Raw genomic sequence first — 16,596 nt, forward strand, 5'->3', positions numbered from 1 at the left:
GCGCCCGTCACGGCCGGCGCATCGATGTCAGCCGATGCGTTGCGCGAGCTTGACCGCTTTGCCGACATAGGATGCCGGCGTCATCGCCAGCAGTCGCGCCTTGGCCTCGTCCGGGATCGGCAGCGTGCCGATGAAGGCGTGCAGTCCATCGCGGGTGATACCCTTGCCACGCGTTAGCTCCTTCAACTGCTCATACGGATTCTCGATTCCATAGCGGCGCATGACGGTCTGTACCGGTTCGGCCAGCACTTCCCAGCAGTCATCCAAGTCCTCATCAAGCCGTTGTGGATTGACTTCGAGCTTATCGAGCCCGCGGATCAGGGCATCGTACGCGAGTAGCGAATAGCCGAATGCGACGCCAATGTTGCGCAGGACCGTCGAGTCGGTCAGGTCGCGCTGCCAGCGTGACACGGGCAGCTTGTCCGCCAGATGGCGCAGCGTGGCGTTGGCCAGGCCCAGGTTGCCTTCGGAGTTCTCGAAATCGATCGGATTAACCTTGTGCGGCATCGTCGATGAGCCGATTTCTCCCGCCTTCGTTTTTTGCTTGAAGTAGCCCAGCGAGATGTAGCCCCACACGTCGCGGTCCAGGTCTAGCAGGATCGTGTTCGCCCGCGCGAGCGCGTCGAACAGCTCCGCCATGTAGTCGTGCGGCTCGATCTGGATCGTATAGGGATTGAACGTCAGCCCGAGCCGCGTCTGCACGACATCTCGGGCGAAGGCTTCCCAGTCGAAATCCGGGTAGGCAGACAGATGGGCGTTGAAATTGCCGACCGCGCCGTTCATCTTGCCCAACAGTGTGACGGCGGCGATCCGGTCGATGGCACGCGATAGGCGCGCGGCCACGTTGGCGATTTCCTTACCCAGCGTCGTCGGGCTGGCCGGCTGTCCGTGCGTGCGTGAGAGCATCGGTTGCGCGGCGTGCGCGTGCGCGAGCGCGACCAGCCGCTGGTGCACGGTGCGCAGCGCTGGCAGTATCACATGCTCGCGCGCGCCCTTGAGCATCAACCCGTGCGACGTGTTGTTGATGTCCTCGGACGTGCAGGCGAAATGGATGAACTCGCTCGCGCGCTCCAGTTCCGGCTGGCCCTTGACCGACTCCTTCAGCCAGTACTCGACCGCCTTCACGTCGTGGTTCGTCACGCGCTCGATGTCCTTGATCCGGGCGGCATCGCGCGGGGAAAAGCGCTCGACCAGTTGCAGCAGGAATTGTTCGGATGACGCGGAGAACGCCGGGATTCCCGGCAACCCGGCCTGTGACAGCGCGATCAGCCAATGGACCTCGACGGTGACGCGGTGGCGCATGAACGCGGCTTCGGACAGCCAGTCGCGCAGGGCTTCGGTTTTGGCCGCATAGCGGCCGTCCAGTGGCGATAGCGCGGTCAGCGCAAAGAGGGTATCGGGACGAATGTCAGACATGGCACGGGACGCCACAGCGGCGCCGGAAAAGCGTGGAGAACCGCGCATTTTACCATTGGCCGTGTCCCGGTGAGGCTGGCCTTACGCCACGTCGCCGGTGCGCCGTACTGCCGGTATGTCGTGCTGCCAGAGCACCGTACTGCCAGGGCACCGTACTACCAGAGCGCCGCCGCACTGAGATGCGGCGGCGGTTCATGCACCGTTTCAGGCTGTTGTAATCCAAACACAATGGTCACGCGTTAGAGTGCCTGTCGCGCGAATGCGACGGATAAGATGATGTCCGGGGGCGCTATATCGCCCAAGACTCTCTGAAGGGGAAAGATGAAATTAATCGGTTCGCTCAGCAGCCCGTTCGTTCGCAAGGTACGGATCGTGATGGCTGAAAAGAAAATCGACTACAAGCTGGTGCTCGAGAATCCCTGGGCGGTCGATACGGTCATTCACGACTTCAATCCGCTGGGCAAGGTGCCATGCCTGGTCATGGAGGACGGCGAGGCGATGTTCGATTCGCGGGTCATTTGCGAGTACGTCGACACGCTGACGCCGGTGGGCAAACTGTTGCCGCAGCTTGGCCGCGAGCGCGCCGTGGTGCGTGGCTGGGAGGCGCTGACCGATGGAGTGCTCGAGGCTGCGGTGCTGGTGCGGGTCGAAGCTACGCAGCGCGACGAGGGGCAGCGTAGTCAAGCGTGGGTGGAGCGGCAACAACGCAAGATCCACGCTGGCCTTGCTGCGATGGCGCGCGGACTCGGCGAGCGGCCGTGGTGCCACGGCAATCACTACACGCTGGCCGACATTGCGCTCGGCTGTACGCTCGGCTACCTAGACTTTCGCATGTCGGAGCTTGCGTGGCGCGATGCGCACCCGAATCTGGACAAGCACTTTACGAAGCTGTCGCAGCGGCAGGCGTTTGTCGATACGTTGCCGCAGGCGTGAACGGCGCCGACGTGGCGCCGATGATGCCGCCGCCCAAGCACACGTCGCCGTCGTACAGTACGGCGGATTGTCCCGGCGTCACCGCCCATTGCGGCTGCGCGAAGCGCAACGCAAAGTGCCCGTCTGGTGCATGCTGGAATATGCAGGTCGCGTCCTGCTGGCGATAGCGTGTCTTGGCCGCACACGGGTGTCCTTCCTGCGGTGCTGCGCCTGAAATCCAACTGGCGTTCCCCGCCTGCAGCGTCGAGCTGAGCAACCACGGGTGATCGTGCCCCTGCACGACATACAGTGTGTTGCCCGCTATGTCCTTGCCGGCGACGAACCACGGCTCGCCGCTGCCATCGCGGCTGCCGCCCAAGCCGATCCCCTTGCGCTGACCCAACGTGTAAAATGCGAGCCCGATGTGTTCGCCGACGACCTTGCCCTCCGGGGTTTTCATCGGGCCGGGGCGGGTCGGCAGATAGCGGTTCAGGAACGTGCGGAATGGCCGTTCGCCGATGAAACAGATGCCAGTCGAGTCCTTTTTTGCCGCGTTGGGCAACCCGATTTGCGCAGCAATCTCGCGAACCCGCGCCTTGGGCATTTCGCCGAGCGGAAACAGTGTGCGGCTCAACTGCGATTGGTTCAGGCGATGCAGGAAGTAGGATTGGTCCTTGGACGAGTCCAGTGCCTTGAGCAGTTCAAACCGCTCGCCGACCCGGCGCACGCGGGCGTAGTGGCCGGTCGCGATGGTTTGCGCACCCAGCGCCATCGCGTGGTCTAGGAATGCCTTGAATTTGATCTCTGCATTGCACAGCACATCCGGATTGGGCGTGCGGCCCGCCGAATACTCGCGCAGGAACTCGGCAAAGACCCTGTCCTTGTACTGCGCGGCGAAGTTTACCGCTTCGACGTCGATGCCGACGAGGTCCGCGACCGATACGACGTCGATCCAGTCCTGCCGGCTCGCGCAATATTCGCTGTCGTCGTCGTCTTCCCAGTTCTTCATGAACAGGCCGACCACGTCGTAGCCCTGCTGCTTGAGCAGCCACGCGGCGACCGACGAATCCACGCCGCCGGACATGCCGACGACCACGCGTTGCTTTGCCATGATGCGTTACCGTTGCCAGTTTGGGCGCCGCGGGCGCCACGCGGCGCGAGCGCCGGTTGGGTTGCTCAAAGCCGGTCGCGGTACGCTATTTAGCGCGGTGCGGCCGGGTAGGATTGCACGAACTCGAGCGGATAGCGGCGTCCCGCCAGGTAGTCCTCGATACAGTGCAACACGAGCGGCGTACGGTGGCGCGACGCTTGTGCGCGCACCGCGTCGGCGCTCAGCCAGAGCGTGCGCAGGATATCGGGGTCGAGCTTGCGCGGGACTGGAGCGTGACTGGCGGTGCCGCAGTACGTAAAGCGGACATAGGTGGCCGGCACACCGTGCCCCCGCTCGAACTGCGCGACGTACACGCCAACCAACGCCTGCGGCGTGAACACCTGCCCGGTCTCCTCGAGCGTTTCGCGCACGACCGCCTCGAGCAGCGTTTCGCCCGGCTCCAGGTGACCAGCCGGCTGGTTCAGCCGCAGCCCGTGCGGCGTGTGCTCCTCGACCAGCAGGAACCGCTGCCCATGCTCGACGATGGCGGCCACGGTCACGTGCGGCGCCCACAGTTGCGTATCCATAAGAGCCAATATTGTACCGCTGTCGGGTGCAGCGAGCGGCCTTCCCATCCGCGCGCCGTCACGGCGGCCCATCCGGTGGCGGACACCGACCCGTGACCGTGTGGCGCGATCCAGGTCCCTATTGCATTGCCCGCTTGTAGATAACGATGTCGGACGCGGCGTCACCGGCACCGATAGGCGCTCAAGGAGGTCAACGAGGTAGATCGGCGTGCCTGCCGACACGCGGGAAGGCAAAACGCGCGTTGCGGCGACGCCGGAGACGGCCAAGAAAGAAGCTGGGGCGGGGCGTATGCGCGTTGCCAGCGCCGGGCCGTTCAATCGGATGAGTCCGTCTGCGCGCGCGTCGCCGAGCGTTGCCGCATCGCGCCGGCGACCAGATCGAAGCGGAACAGCCGGCATTCGAGCGCGCCGTTGTACAACGGCGTCTTCGTCGATTCGCGCAGCCGCATCTGGCCGGGCAGGGTACGATCGGCGCTGAGCACGAACGCGTGCCAGCCGGGGAACCGCTGCTTGAGCACGTCGCCGAACGAGCGGAAGAACGCGCTGTCCGCGTCGTCCGGACGGGCGCGCTGAAATCTCGTGCCATCGCCGTCGTCTGTGCGGGCGCTGCGGCCGCGCATGGTGATTCGCTCGCCGTAGGGCGGATTGGCTACCAGCACGCCCGGCGTGTCGCATGGCGCCACGATGTCGCGCGCATCGAGTTGCTTGAGCGGCACCATGGGCGCACCTGCGCGCTGCAGGTTCGCGGCGGCCTTAGCCAGCATGTCGCCGGATACGTCGCTGCCGTAGATCGACAGGGCATCGCCCGGCGCGGCGCGCGCGCCGGCCTCGCGTTTAGCGTCCAGCGCTTGCGCCTTCAGGCGCTGCCACGCGCCGACATCATAGTGCTTGAGCTTTTCAAATCCGAAACGCCGCTCCACGCCTGGCGCGATGCCTAGCGCGATCTGCGCGGCCTCGGCGATGAACGTGCCGCTGCCGCACATTGGATCGAACAGCGGCGTGCCTGGTGTCCAGCCGGTCAGCCGCAGGATTCCGGCGGCCAGATTCTCGCGCAATGGCGCGGCGCCTTTGTCTAGGCGCCACCCGCGCTTGAACAACGGCTCGCCGGAGGTGTCCAGGTACAGCGTGCAGTTTGTGGCGGTGACGAACGCCTGCACCCGCACGTCGGGTTCGGCGGTGTCGATGCTGGGCCGCGCACCGGTTTGCTCGCGCAGCCGGTCGCAGATCGCGTCTTTGATGCGCAGCGTCGTAAATTCCAGACTGCGCAGCGGCGACTTGATCGCGGTCACGTCCACCCGCAACGTGCGACTAGCGTCGAACCATTGCTCCCACGGCTGCTCGCGTGCCAGCGCGTAGATATCGTGCTCGTCGCGATAGGGCCGCGCGGCGATCTTCAGCAGGATCCGGCTGGCGATCCGTGAATGTAGGTTGGCTGCGATGGCGGCAGCCCATGCACCGCTGAACGGCACGCCGCCGGCCGCCGGCGCTTGCACGGCGAACGTCGGATCGGCGGCAAACGCGGACAGCTCGCCGAGTTCGACGGCGAGCGCGCCCTCCAGGCCGCGGGGGCAGGGGGCGAAGAATTCGAGGCAGGTGGCGAAGGACATGGGGGACGCGCCGGGCGCAAAACGGACCAGTGTGTATTGTACGTGGCCACGCGACCGATGGGCCGGCTCTGAGTCCCGATGTCCTGGCCGTGGGCGCTGCCGCGTCCGCCGCATCGGCCCGTACAGCCGCCAGACGGTACTTTGCCGTCCTGGGCAGATGGTAGAATGTTCGGCTATTTTGACCTTCCACCACGGAGAGACCAACGTGTTCATTTCTAATGCGTACGCCCAGGCGGCACCCGCCGCAGGCGGTGCCGCCGGCTTTATCCAGACGTACGGCTTCTTCATCCTGATGATCGTGGTGCTGTATTTCTTCATGATCCGTCCTCAGATGAAGCGGCAGAAGGAGCACCGGAACATGCTCGCCGCGATGACCAAGGGCGACGAAGTGCTCACGTCCGGGGGCATCGTGGGCAAGGTCACGAAGGTCGGCGAGGCCTATGTTGGCGTCGAGTTGTCCGACGGCGTCGAGGTCACCGTGCAAAAGAGCGCGGTCTCGGCGATCCTGCCCAAGGGCACGATCAAGTCGCTCTGATCGCCGGCGTGTGTCCGGTCCGCGCGGCACGGCGTCTGGTGCACCGACCGCGCGCCGAAGCGGATACAGCCCGGCGAGCGTCGCGCCAGAATTCCTCTGTCCGGTCATTCCATGAATCGCTATCCCCTCTGGAAATACGTCGTGATGCTGATGGCGCTTGCCATCGGCTTGCTGTACACGCTGCCCAACTTCTTCGGCGAGGCGCCGGCGGTGCAGGTGTCCAGCGGCAAGGCGACGGTCAAGCTGGACTCGTCGGTGCTCAATACTGTTGAGTCGACGCTCGCCGCGAACGGCGTGCAGGCGGACGACGTGACGTTTGACAACACGAGTCAGAACGCGACTATCCGCGTGCGGCTGAAGGACACCGACACGCAACTGCGCGTGAAGGACCTGCTGCAAAAGGCGCTCAATGCCGATCCGGCGGATCCGACCTATATCGTCGCGCTGAACCTGCAATCGGCCTCGCCGCGCTGGCTAGCGTCGCTGCACGCGCTGCCGATGTACCTGGGCCTGGACTTGCGCGGCGGCGTGCACTTCTTGTTGCAGGTGGACCTGGCCGGTGCGCTGAACAAGAAGCTTGATTCGGATGCAGCTGATGCGCGTACGCTGCTGCGCGACAAGTCGATCCGCGATGGCGGCGTGCACCGCGTCGGCCAGACGGTGGTAGTCAACTTTGTCGATCAGGACGTCGCGAACCGCGCGCGCCAGCTGCTGTCGGACAACGTCACCGAGTTGACCTGGCAGGTGCAGCCGGTTGCCGGCGGCTACCAGGTCGTGGGCGCGTTCACACCGGCCGCACAAAAAACGGTGCTGGACAGCGCGCTAAAACAAAACATCACAACGCTGCACAACCGAGTCAACGAACTCGGCGTCGCGGAACCGATCGTGCAGCAACAGGGCGTGGACCGGATCGTCGTCGAACTGCCCGGCGTGCAGGACACCGCAAAGGCCAAGGACATCATCGGGCGGACCGCGACGCTCGAGGCCCGCATGGCCGATTACCAGAATCTGGTGCGCAACATCAACGATCCGGTGCCGGCTGGTGATGACCTATTCACGCAGGGCAACGGCGCGCCGGTGTACCTGAAGAAACAAGTGATCTTTACCGGCGACCGGATCACCGACGCATCGGCCGGTTTCGACGAGCACCAGCGTCCGGCAGTGAAGATCCGCCTCGATGCGCGCGGCGGACGGGTGCTGCGCGACGTGTCGCGCGACAACATTGGCAAGCCAATGGCGATCGTGTTGTTCGAGAAGAACAAGGGCGAGGTGCTGACGGTGGCGACGATCCAGTCCGAGCTTGGCGAAAACTTCCAGATCACCGGCCAGCCGACGCCTCAGGCGGCGACCGATCTCGCGCTGTTGTTGCGCGCCGGTTCACTGGCCGCGCCAATGGAGATCATCGAGGAACGCACGATTGGACCGAGCCTGGGCGCGGACAACATTAGAAAAGGTTTCGACTCGGTGCAGTACGGGTTTGCCGCGATCGCGGTGTTCATGACCGCGTACTACATGTTGTTCGGACTGATCTCGGTGATTGCGTTGTCGGTGAACCTGCTGCTGCTCGTTGCGGTGCTGTCGATGATGCAGGCGACGTTGACATTGCCCGGCATTGCGGCAATCGCACTGGCACTGGGCATGGCGATTGACGCGAACGTGCTGATCAACGAGCGCATCCGCGAAGAATTGCGCCGCGGCGCGCCCGCGCAACTGGCGATCCAAAATGGCTTCTCGCATGCATGGGCGACAATTCTGGATTCGAACGTCACGACGCTGATCGCTGGGCTGGCGCTGCTCGCATTCGGCTCCGGGCCGGTGCGCGGCTTTGCGGTCGTGCACTGCATCGGCATCCTGACATCGATGTTTTCCGCAGTATTCTTCGCCCGTGGACTGGTGAACCTGTGGTATGGCGGCAAGAAGAAGCTCAAGTCGCTGTCCATTGGCCAGGTATGGCGTCCGGAAGGCGCACCGGTCGCGTACGCCGAATCTGCTCAGCAGGGGGCGGCCGGTGCGGCGCAGGCGCTGCCACGCACCCCGGGCGCCAAGCGCACGGGACCGAAACGCGCGGCGCGGCGCAATGCGCCAGCGGTGCCGCGGCCTGGCGATGCGCCCCCGTCGGAACGCACGCCGCAACGTGATGCGCCGATTAAGCCGGGCCAGTCCCGCTGACCACGCTCGGAGATCCTCATGGAATTTTTCCGGATTCGCAAAGACATTCCGTTTATGCAGCGGGCGTTGATCTTCAACGTGATCTCGCTCGTGACGTTCCTTCTCGCGGTGTTCTTTCTGCTGCATCGCGGTCTGCATTTGTCCGTCGAATTTACTGGCGGCACCGTGCTAGAAATCCACACGCCGCAAGCCGCGCAAGTCGACCCGATTCGCGGCGCGCTGGACAAGATCGGCTATGCTGATGCGCAGGTACAGACCTTTGGCACGTCGCGTGATGTGCTGATCCGGCTGCCGTTGAAGGGGGGGCTGTCGTCGGCGCAGCAAAGCGACCAGGTGATGGCCGCGCTGAACGGGCTTGATGCGCAGATCAAGCTGCAGCGCGTGGAGTTCGTCGGGCCGCAGGTGGGCAAGGAGCTGGCGACCGACGGGTTGCTTGCGCTCGCGTGCGTGGTCGTGGGCATCGTGATCTACCTGTCGTTCCGCTTCGAATGGAAATATGCGATTGCCGGGATCATCGCGAATCTGCACGACGTCGTGATCATCCTGGGTTTCTTTGCGTTCTTCCAGTGGGAATTCTCGCTGTCGGTGCTGGCCGCGGTGCTCGCGGTGCTCGGCTATTCAGTCAACGAATCCGTGGTCATTTTCGATCGGATTCGCGAGACGTTCCGGCGCGAACGCAAGATGACGGTCACCGAGGTCATCAATCATGCGATTACGAGCACGATGTCGCGCACGATCATCACGCACGGCTCGACGCAGATGGTGGTGTTGTCGATGCTCTTGTTCGGCGGTCTAACGCTGCACTATTTTGCGCTGGCGCTGACCATCGGTATCTTGTTCGGCATCTATTCGTCGGTGTTCGTCGCAGCGGCGCTGGCGATGTGGCTCGGGGTCAAGCGCGAAGACCTGATCAAGGAAAAGAAGTCGGGGTACGATCCGAACGATCCGAACGCCGGCGCGCAGGTGTAGCCACGCTCGCCGCGCTGTGGCGTGTTGGCCGGTCCGTGATGACTCGGACCGGCCAATTGCTACGGCACGACAACTGCTACGGCCGCTACAACCGGCTCGCGCGTTTAGCGCACCGCGAGCCGCAAGCGTACCGCGAACAGCGCAACGATGCTAATCGCCGCCGCGAAGATCATGTAGAAGCCGGGCGCTACCTTAGTGCCGGTCGATGCGATCAACCAAGAGATGATGAACGGTGCAAAGCCGCCGAAGATCGTCACGGCAATGTTGTACGACAACGATAGCCCGGTCGTGCGGGTGCTGACCGGGAAAATCTCCGATAGCAACCCGGGCAGCGTGGCGAAATAGCCGCTTATCAGAAAGCCGAAGATGATCTGCACGACCAGCAACGTCGCCAAGGTCGGATGCGAAACCAGCATCGCAAACGCAGGGTAGATCAGCACGAGGATCGTGATTGCCGACGCGAGCATGATGCCGGTGCGGCCGTGCCGGTCGGACCAGTGGCCCACCAATGGCGACACGACCAGCTGGATCATGCCGGTCAACAGGATCGCGGCGAACGACGCCGACGCCGGCAGGCCGAGTTGCTTCACCGCAAAGGTCGGCATGAACAGCACGACATACGTGGACACGGTGGCCAGAATTACCACACCGATGGCGATCAGCAAACGCTCCTTCTGCGTCGCGAGCGTATCGCGCACGGGTGTCAACGTGGTCTTGCTCGACATCTCGGCTGCGACGAACTCGGGCGTCTCATCGACGCGCTTGCGGATATACCATGCGACCGGCCCAATTAACAGTCCGAAGAAAAACGGGATCCGCCAGCCCCATGCATCCATTTGCGCGGGTGACAGGTTGCCATTGAGCACGACGCCGAAGCTGGCTGCGAGCAGCATCGTGAGCCCCTGGCTGGCGACTTGCCAACTGGAGAGAAAGCCGCGGCGCTGCGGCATGTGCTCAGCCAGGAACGCGGTGGCGCTGCCGAACTCGCCGCCGGCGGAAAAGCCTTGCAGCAATCGCGCGATGACTAGGATGAGCGGCGCGGCCAGGCCGATGGTCGCGTAATTGGGCAGCACGGCGATGATCAGCGTGCCGACCATCATCAGCGAGATCGACAGCGACAGCGCGGCCCGGCGGCCGGCGCGGTCCGCATAAGCGCCGAGCACGATGGCGCCCAGCGGTCGCATGAAGAACGATACGCCGAACGTGCCCAAAGTGAGCAGCAACGATATCGTGTCGTTGCCGGCCGGGAAGAATTGCTGGGAGATGACGACCGCAAAGAAGCCGTAGGCGACCAGATCGAACCATTCGAGCGCGTTGCCGATCGAGGCGGCGGCCACTGCGCGCCAGACCTTCAGCCGCATGGCCGGGGCGACGGAGGACGACGAGACAGATGCACCCATGCGAGTTCCTTATCCTATGAACTGCGTTGACGAATGCCGTCGCCTGATCGTTGCACGCACAATGAATTACCTGGCGCCGGTGCCTGCGTGCACGCCACCTTAGCGGTAACGCCGTCGGATTTCAACCGGTCGCGTTCACTATTGTTTGATGCCTTCGACCTGGATCTGGAGCGTGGTCTGCATGTTGAAGCCGTAGGACTTGCCATAGTCCAGTCCGAAGTCAGCGCGGTTGAAGCTGGCTTTGGCATCGGCGCCGCACCACCAGCGCTTGAGCATCGGATGCTGCTTGCATTGGAACGAGTCTAGCGTCAGCTTTATCGGCTTGGTGACGCCGTGCAACGTCAGTGTGCCGTCGACCTCGACCGGCTTGTCGCCGTCGAACCGGATCGACGTACCCTTGTAGACGGCGCTCGGGTACTTGGCCACGTCGAACACTTGCGGCCCCCGCAGGTGCTCGTCTAGTTTCGCGTTTCCGGTATCGACCGATGCCATATCGATCGTCACGTTGACCGCGCCACGCTTGGCTTGCGTATCGAGCGTCACCGTACCGCTCGACTTGTTGAACTTGCCTCGCCAAATTGACATACCGCCAAAGTGGTCTGCTTCAAAGCTCGGATACGTATGGTTCGGATCTAGCTGGAATGTCTCCACCGCGGCCAATGCACAGGAGGCGAACAGCGTGGCGGCGGCGAGCGCCATGCCGCGCAGCGTGCGTGTTTTCAAGCGCGTTTCTCCTTCAAGATGACGAGGCGGCCCGTAGGCCGTCGAACGGGCGCCAGCCGCGGATCAATGCTTGGCGCCAACAAGGTGGAACTGAATCGTGATCTCGTCGGCTACGACGGACGTGTCTTTCCATTCGCCGGTGCCGACGGCGAATTGCGAGCGGCGGATCGGCAACGTGCCGTCGAAGACCTGCTGTCCTGCCTGCTGGCTGACCGAGACCGGAACGATCACATCCAGCGTCTTGCCCTTGATCGTCAGCTTGCCCGCGACGCTATACTTGTTGTCGCCGGCCGGCTTCACGCTGCTCGAGCGGAAGGTCGCCTTCGGGTAGGCGAGCGCGTCGAACCAGGTCTTGCTACGCGCTTCTGAATTGAAGCTCTCGTCGCCAAGATCGTAGCTGGCCACGTCGACGCTGACCTGTGCGCTGGCGGACGCTGGCTTGGCGGGATCGAAATGGACTTGTGCGTCGAATTGCTTAAATTTGCCTTCCACCGGCACGTTCATCTGCTTGAGTGTGGCGGTGACACTGCTTTTCGCGACGTCCACCTGCGCGTACGCCACGGGTGCGACAGTCAGCAGCATCGCGCTGACGCCGCTCAGCAGCCATTGATGGATGGACCGGTTCAGCGGGAGATTGAACATCATCTTTTCACCTTTTGCGATGCGCGAATGTATGGACGCGCTATTTGACAAATGGAAACATGCGCAACAGCAAGCCGTCGTGGTCCACGAATTGGTGCTTTAGTACTGCGGCGACGTGCAGTGCCACCAGCACGAGCAGCATATCGTTCAGGTACACATGGATAGATTGGAGCACCGGCTTGAGCGCCGGATTCGGTGCGATGAGCGAGGGCAACGGGACCAGGCCGAGATAGACGACGGGCACATTCGACGCACAGCTATACAGATAGCCGCTGACCGGGATCACGAGCAGCAGCGCGTACAGTAGCCAGTGCGTGATTGTGGCCGCCTGCTGCTGCCAGCGGGGCATCGGCGCGAGCAGTGCCGGCGGGCGGTTCACCGAGCGCCAGATCAGGCGCAGCACGGCGAGCAGGAACACTGTGCAACCGATCCACTTGTGCCACGAGAAGTATTTAAGTTTGGTCGGCGTGATGCCCGGGATGTCGGTCATGACCCAGCCGAGCGCGAAGCCGCCGACGATCAGCGCAGCGGTGATCCAGTGCAACGCGATGGCAGGGCCGGTGTATTTTTCGGCGCGGCAGGGAGTCGGGCGGCTCATGAGGTGTGATGTCGGGTAAGTCGGGTAAGGTCGTGGTGCGGCGAAAAGCCGCGTTGCCTGGCCGTCATCGTATCGCAACTGCCAATGCGACGTCAGCGGACGGCACAAAAGTCAGTCTCTCCTGACAGGAAACAATGCAGTAGTATTTCGCTCGAATCCCTCCTCATGTTAAAGGAGGCAACGCCGGCGTCATGCTTTGCTAAGATGGGGATCGCCGCATGGCGCTTACCGGAACGTCGAACCTGTATGGACCCTACCGAGCTGATTGCGTGTCACCAGTGCGACGCGCTGCATTACAAGCGCGCGCTGCATCCGGGCACAGTGGCGCGCTGCGCTCGTTGTGGCGCAGTGCTGTATCGTGGCCTGTCCGAGCGGCTGGACCGGGTGACCGCGATGACGCTTGCCGCGCTGATTACGTTCGTGATCGCGCAGGCCGCGCCGATCGTGCAGTTGGAGACTAGCGGGATCGCCACCCAGACGACGCTGGCCGCCGCGATTGCCGCGCTGTGGGCTGAAAATAGCCAGTTGATTGCGATGCTTGTGTTGTGCTCTACGACGCTATTTCCACTCGCCGAATTGTGTACGCTACTCTACTTGCTGTTCTCGTTGCGCGCCGGCATTCGCCCGTATGCGTTCGACGAGTTGTTGCGGATGATCCAGTGGATTCGGCCGTGGGGCATGATCGAGGTATTCATGCTCGGCATTCTCGTTGCGCTGGTCAAGCTGTCGAGCCTGGCGGAGATGCGCCCGGAAGCGGCGTTGTTCGCGTTCGGCGCGCTGACGCTGATGACCGCCTCGGTGGTGACGTTCGATCCCCGCGTGCTATGGGACGTCGCGGACCGACTCGACGAAGGCGTGACCACGTGCAGCCGCGCGACGAAGCATTCATGAGCGCGCCGCGCACGAGCTATCCGAGCGCGCAGCGCGCCGGCCTGGTAGCGTGCCATGCGTGCGGGCTGGTGTCGCCGTTGGTGCGCACCGGCGAACGGCAGTGCTGTGCGCGTTGCGGTGCGACGCTGCATGGGCGCAAGCCGGATTCGATTGCGCGCACGTACGCGTTCTTAATTGCCGCGGCGATGATGTACGTGCCGGCGAACTTGCTGCCGGTGATGCATACGTCGTCGTTGCTCGGCTCGCAGGACGATACGATCATGTCCGGCGTCGTCTATTTCTGGACCTCTGGCGACTGGCCGCTGGCCGTGATCGTATTCGTGGCGAGCATCCTCGTGCCGATGCTCAAGCTTGCTGTACTGACGCTGCTGGCCATCACGGCCCAAACCGGTTCGAGATGGCGGCCGTTGCAGCGCACACGGTTGTATCGCGGCGTCGAGGCGATCGGCCGCTGGTCGATGCTGGATATCTTTGTCATCACGCTGACTGTCGCGCTGGTGCGCTTCCGCTCGCTCGCGGAAATTACCGCCGGACCCGGTGCGGTTGCGTTCGGCGCGGTCGTCGTACTCACGATGATCGCCTCGATGCAGTTCGATCCCCGCCTGATCTGGGACAACATCGAATCGTCAGGAAAGGAACATGAATAACAAAAACAACGCCACCGGGACCGGCTCGTCGGGAGCGGGGCCGGGCGGCCCCGCTGGGGCGGCTGGCGGTGGCGTGCCGCCGCGGCTGCCCGAGCCGGTCGTGCAGCGCAGGAGCCGCTGGGTGCCGTCGCTGGTCTGGGTGATTCCGCTGATCGCCGCGCTGGTCGGCGTGTCGCTGTTCGTGAAGACGGTGCTGGAGCGCGGGCCGACAATTACCATCACGTTCAAGACGGCCGAAGGGCTTGAGCCGGGCAAGACGCAGGTCAAATACAAGGACGTGGTGATCGGCGCCGTGAAGACCATCACGTTGTCCAAGGATCTGACCACCGTGCTCGTGACCGTCGAGTTGACTAAGCAAGCCGAGGACTTCGCCGTCGCCGACACGCGCTTTTGGGTCGTACGGCCGCGCGTGGCGGCCAGCGGTGTATCGGGACTAAACACGCTGCTCTCGGGCGCCTATATTGGTGTGGACGCCGGCCGGTCGCGGGAAACGCGCAAGCAGTTTGTCGGACTCGAACAGCCGCCGCCGGTCACGCGCGATCAGAGCGGGCGCCAATTCGTACTGCACGGCGACAGCCTGGGATCGATCGACATCGGCTCGCCGGTGTTCTATCGGCGCGTGCAGGTCGGGCAGGTGGTGGGCTACAGTCTCGACCCGAACGGCACCGGCGTGACGATGCAAGTATTCGTCAACGCGCCCTATGATCAGTACGTCGGTAAGAACACGCGCTGGTGGCATGCGAGCGGCGTCGACCTGCGGCTCGATTCGGGCGGCTTCAAGCTCAATACGCAATCGCTGGCAGCCGTGGTGATTGGTGGCATCGCATTCCAATCGCCGCCGAGCGAACCGAGGGGCGAACAAGCGCGCAACGACGCCCATTTCCGCCTGGCGAGCGATGAGGCCGATGCGATGCGAGCGCCGGACGGCGAGGCGGTGCCGTTCGTGCTGAACTTCAATCAGTCGCTGCGCGGCCTGTCGGTCGGCGCGCCGGTCGATTTTCGCGGCATTGTGCTGGGCCAGGTACGCTCGATCGGTATCGATTACGATCCGGTGAAGCAGGCGTTCCGGATGCCGGTGACCGTCGAGCTGTACCCGGACCGGCTAGGGCCGCGCGTGCGCGAAGCGGCGCGCCCCGGCGGCGCGCGAGCGCGCGCGACGATGATCGAAAGCCTGGTGAAATCGGGGCTGCGGGCTCAGTTGCGCACCGGCAACCTGATCACCAGCCAGTTATACGTCGCGCTGGACCTGTTCCCGAATGCGCCGCCGGCCAAGGTGGACATGAGCCGCTCGCCGATCGAGTTGCCGACCATGCCCAATACGCTGGACGAACTGCAACTGCAGGTGGCCTACATTGCAAAGAAGCTTAGCAAGGTGCCGTTCGACGAGATTGGCGCGCGCTTGAACAGCACATTGAAGAACGCGGACAGCTTATTCAAGCAACTCGATACACAGCTTGCACCGCAGGCTAAAGACACGTTGAACGCGGCGCAGCAAACGTTCCATGCCGCACAGTCGTCATTGCAACAGGATTCGCCGCTGCAGACCGACGTGCGGCAGGCGCTGCAACAGCTGACTCGTACGCTGCAGTCGCTCAATGCGCTGTCGGACTATCTCGAACGTCATCCTGAATCGCTGCTGCGCGGCAAGGGGAGAGATCAACTATGAAGTTGTGCCGATCTTCGCGGCGCTGTCCCGCAGACATTGCGCTGCTTGCCGCCCTGTGCGCGGCGGCATGGCTCGCGAGCGCGTGTGGCAGTGTGGTGCCCGATCGTTTTTATACGCTGGCGGAGCCGGCACGCGGGGCGCCGCGTGCGGCGCCAGCGGGATTCTATATCGAGTTGATGCCGATCGACGTGCCGCAGCAAGTGGCTCGCTCCCAGTTTGTCGTCACGACCGGCCCAGGCCAGGTGGATCTGCTTGAGCACGAGCGGTGGAGTGCGCCGTTGTCTGATGAGGTGGGCCGCGCGTTGTCTGACGAACTGAGCCGCGCGCTCGGCGCGATCGATGTCTATCGCACGCCGCATCTGGCTACTGCGCCGGTGTTCCGGATTCACGTCAACGTGCAGCGTTTCGAATCGGCGCCCGGCGTGCACGTCGGCGTGGAGGCGACGTGGAGCGTGCGCGCGTTGCCCGACGGGGTGCCCGTGATATGCCACAGCACGATCGAGGAGCCCGTTACGGCCGGCTATGAGGCGCTTGTGGCTGGTCATCGGCGTGCGCTGCAACGCTTGTCGGCTGACATCGTCGGCGTAGTGCGCAGGCTTGAACAAGATCGCTCCGCGCCCGTGCCCGCGGCTTCGGCACCGACATCGGCATTGGCACCGACATCGACATCGACATCGACATCGACATCGACATCGACATCGACATCGACATCGACATCGACATCGACATCGACATCGACATCGA

At 63.6% G+C, this 16,596-nt stretch carries 16 protein-coding genes; 8 read left to right on the forward strand and 8 right to left on the reverse strand.

Annotated features, from left to right (window positions below):
* Nucleotides 1-27: 27 nt before the first annotated feature.
* Complete coding sequence (gene purB / locus KQH55_RS01200; protein WP_076785454.1) at nt 28-1,416, reverse strand: adenylosuccinate lyase; 1,389 nt, start codon at nt 1,414-1,416, stop codon at nt 28-30.
* A gap of 321 nt (nt 1,417-1,737) precedes the next feature.
* Between purB and KQH55_RS01205 the strand changes: the two genes are divergently transcribed.
* Nucleotides 1,738-2,349: a glutathione S-transferase C-terminal domain-containing protein gene (locus tag KQH55_RS01205; RefSeq protein WP_235090032.1), complete on the forward strand. Its 612-nt coding sequence runs from the start codon at nt 1,738-1,740 to the stop codon at nt 2,347-2,349.
* Here the strand turns inward: KQH55_RS01205 and mnmA are convergent.
* The 3 genes from mnmA to KQH55_RS01220 form a co-directional block, all read right to left on the reverse strand.
* Entirely contained in the window at nt 2,297-3,439 is a 1,143-nt protein-coding gene (gene mnmA / locus KQH55_RS01210) for a tRNA 2-thiouridine(34) synthase MnmA (RefSeq protein ID WP_076785452.1), read from the reverse strand. The two genes, KQH55_RS01205 and mnmA, sit on opposite strands and share 53 nt — an antisense overlap.
* Before the next feature lie 89 nt (nt 3,440-3,528).
* On the reverse strand, nt 3,529-4,005 hold the full coding sequence (locus KQH55_RS01215; RefSeq protein ID WP_235090033.1) for an NUDIX hydrolase: 477 nt from the start codon (nt 4,003-4,005) through the stop codon (nt 3,529-3,531).
* Between the two features lie 314 nt (nt 4,006-4,319).
* On the reverse strand, nt 4,320-5,612 hold the full coding sequence (locus KQH55_RS01220) for a class I SAM-dependent RNA methyltransferase (RefSeq protein ID WP_076796946.1): 1,293 nt from the start codon (nt 5,610-5,612) through the stop codon (nt 4,320-4,322).
* A gap of 157 nt (nt 5,613-5,769) precedes the next feature.
* Between KQH55_RS01220 and yajC the strand changes: the two genes are divergently transcribed.
* The 3 genes from yajC to secF all read left to right on the forward strand — a co-directional run bounded on the left by yajC (nt 5,770) and on the right by secF (nt 9,285).
* Entirely contained in the window at nt 5,770-6,147 is a 378-nt protein-coding gene (yajC, locus tag KQH55_RS01225; protein ID WP_076785450.1) for a preprotein translocase subunit YajC, read from the forward strand.
* A gap of 111 nt (nt 6,148-6,258) precedes the next feature.
* Nucleotides 6,259-8,316 carry a protein translocase subunit SecD gene (gene secD / locus KQH55_RS01230; protein ID WP_235090034.1) on the forward strand — a complete coding sequence of 686 codons (2,058 nt, stop codon included), beginning with the start codon at nt 6,259-6,261 and terminating at the stop codon, nt 8,314-8,316.
* 18 nt (nt 8,317-8,334) lie between these two features.
* Nucleotides 8,335-9,285 (forward strand): protein translocase subunit SecF, encoded by a 951-nt coding sequence (gene secF, locus KQH55_RS01235; protein ID WP_076785448.1) that lies wholly within the window; start codon nt 8,335-8,337, stop codon nt 9,283-9,285.
* A gap of 104 nt (nt 9,286-9,389) precedes the next feature.
* Here the strand turns inward: secF and KQH55_RS01240 are convergent, their stop codons facing one another.
* The 4 genes from KQH55_RS01240 to KQH55_RS01255 form a co-directional block, all read right to left on the reverse strand.
* Nucleotides 9,390-10,685, reverse strand: a complete 1,296-nt coding sequence (locus KQH55_RS01240; protein WP_076796948.1) for an MFS transporter — start codon at nt 10,683-10,685, stop codon at nt 9,390-9,392.
* A gap of 138 nt (nt 10,686-10,823) precedes the next feature.
* On the reverse strand, nt 10,824-11,384 hold the full coding sequence (locus KQH55_RS01245) for a YceI family protein (protein WP_076797353.1): 561 nt from the start codon (nt 11,382-11,384) through the stop codon (nt 10,824-10,826).
* Between the two features lie 87 nt (nt 11,385-11,471).
* Nucleotides 11,472-11,990: a YceI family protein gene (locus tag KQH55_RS01250; protein WP_370642894.1), complete on the reverse strand. Its 519-nt coding sequence runs from the start codon at nt 11,988-11,990 to the stop codon at nt 11,472-11,474.
* Between the two features lie 100 nt (nt 11,991-12,090).
* Nucleotides 12,091-12,648 (reverse strand): cytochrome b, encoded by a 558-nt coding sequence (locus KQH55_RS01255; RefSeq protein WP_076785446.1) that lies wholly within the window; start codon nt 12,646-12,648, stop codon nt 12,091-12,093.
* A 246-nt stretch (nt 12,649-12,894) separates the two neighbouring features.
* On the opposite strand from KQH55_RS01255, the gene KQH55_RS01260 reads away from it, so the two are divergent.
* The 4 genes from KQH55_RS01260 to KQH55_RS01275 form a co-directional block, all read left to right on the forward strand.
* A complete protein-coding gene (locus KQH55_RS01260; RefSeq protein ID WP_235090035.1) occupies nt 12,895-13,539 on the forward strand; it encodes a paraquat-inducible protein A in 645 nt (214 codons plus the stop codon).
* Nucleotides 13,536-14,186, forward strand: a complete 651-nt coding sequence (locus tag KQH55_RS01265; protein ID WP_076787418.1) for a paraquat-inducible protein A — start codon at nt 13,536-13,538, stop codon at nt 14,184-14,186. Before KQH55_RS01260 ends, KQH55_RS01265 begins: the two co-directional genes overlap by 4 nt.
* The gene (locus tag KQH55_RS01270) at nt 14,179-15,852 is read left to right on the forward strand and encodes an intermembrane transport protein PqiB (protein WP_235090036.1); all 1,674 of its coding nucleotides are present in this window, start codon (nt 14,179-14,181) and stop codon (nt 15,850-15,852) included. Before KQH55_RS01265 ends, KQH55_RS01270 begins: the two co-directional genes overlap by 8 nt.
* Nucleotides 15,849-16,596, forward strand: a 748-nt coding sequence (locus KQH55_RS01275) for a membrane integrity-associated transporter subunit PqiC (RefSeq protein WP_235090037.1), incomplete at its 3' end; no start/stop codon positions are given. The genes KQH55_RS01270 and KQH55_RS01275, both read left to right, overlap by 4 nt.

Source organism: Mycetohabitans sp. B3 (assembly GCF_021498065.1).
In the GTDB taxonomy this organism is placed as follows: Bacteria; Pseudomonadota; Gammaproteobacteria; order Burkholderiales; family Burkholderiaceae; genus Mycetohabitans.